At 46.9% G+C, this 1,320-nt stretch carries 1 protein-coding gene; it reads right to left on the bottom strand.

Going from position 1 to position 1,320, the window contains the following annotated elements; all coding sequences use genetic code 11:
• Positions 1-750: 750 nt before the first annotated feature.
• Entirely contained in the window at positions 751-1,101 is a 351-nt protein-coding gene (locus tag H8L47_RS29115; protein WP_186957326.1) for a hypothetical protein, read from the bottom strand.
• Between the last annotated feature and the right edge of the window lie 219 nt (positions 1,102-1,320).

Genomic DNA, 1,320 nt, shown 5'->3' with positions numbered 1-1,320 from the left:
GAATGTAGGTCTATGCCGCAAAATAACATACCGTCCTCCCCGTTAAAGTTTCGTTCGCACCTTAACTTTACTCCTTTGGCTAACGCCAGAGGAGGGAGGCGGCTAGATGATTATCAGGTCTTACATTACGACAATTCTAAACTAAGAAAATGTATGAATGTAAGACCTGACCCCGGCTTCCAAAGCCGTGGCAGCAATTGAAACGCCGGGCTGTTTGCAGGCCTGAATTACTTGAGCCTTGAATTCAGCACTGTGCCGCCGACGCCGTCTTGGCGTATTGATCCCATCATCCATCATGTACAAGTGTCCACTTATTACGTGGACACGATCATCTACGCTTAAGCCCTTAACTTCAAGATGACTTCACCGGATACTTACGCTAGATCCACATGGGTGAAGCTGCGATTCACGCAACCACACGTTGAAGCAAAAGGCACGACGGCATTTTGAAACAAGCATGTGGTGGCGTGGTAAATATTATCGCGGTGTGTTGCGAGTATATTGTTCGGCTACTTGACTATCGGGGGCTAGTGGGTGAACCCGGCCTTGTGCTCGCATCCGGGTTACCGGAGGGAGTGGCCTTTTTTTGTTTACAGATATAGAGAGATCAGCCGTATTTGGTACATCAACATATTATTAGCGCCTTCTTGCGGCGCAATGGATGAAACCCATTACGCCCTACAAATGCTTACACCTTACGGTCTTACAAAGGCTTACGTCTTACCGCGTTACTTATTGCCCCTTGCCGCGTTAAAAATACTTTGCCCAAGATAGACCGGCGTAGCCAAGCATAGATGCCACGAGGCCAGACAGTACGATTCCATCAGCTGGAAAATCAAGAACCCAACCAAAACCGAGGCCAGCAGCAAAGGATAGTAGTGTTCGAAGAAATGGCCGGTTCTTTCGCCTTTCGCCAAGCTCACTGTCGAACGCGATAATGGCTCCAATCATAAACCCGAAACATGCAAATGCAGCTGCATGCTGGAGCCATGAAGCATTCACATAACTTCGAAAGACTGCATCAATAACTCCAAAACCAGCAAAAAGCACCGTAGAGATTGCAACAATAATGAGGTCAAGTTTGATCGTGATTTTCTTCATTTTCTTTTGCGTCGCACAAAGCGAAGATGGGGTCACACAGACACAGACACAGACTGGGTCAGGTCTTACATTACGACAATTCTAAACTAAGAAAATGTATGAATGTAAGACCTGATAATCATCTAGCCGCCTCCCTCCTCTGGCGTTAGCCAAAGGAGTAAAGTTAAGGTGCGAACGAAACTTTAACGGGGAGGACGGTATGTTATTTTGCGGCATAGA

It is taken from the genome of Undibacterium umbellatum (genome assembly GCF_014284125.1).
GTDB lineage: Bacteria > Pseudomonadota > Gammaproteobacteria > Burkholderiales > Burkholderiaceae_D > Undibacterium > Undibacterium umbellatum.
The sequence above is the reverse complement of the archived record's forward strand: the minus strand, read 5'-3'. Positions and strand labels throughout refer to the sequence as shown.

Coding starts and splice junctions, on each gene's coding strand:
- H8L47_RS29115 (WP_186957326.1), bottom strand. CDS start 1,101: ATGAAGAAAATCACGATCAAACTTGACCTCATTATTGTTGCAATCTCT.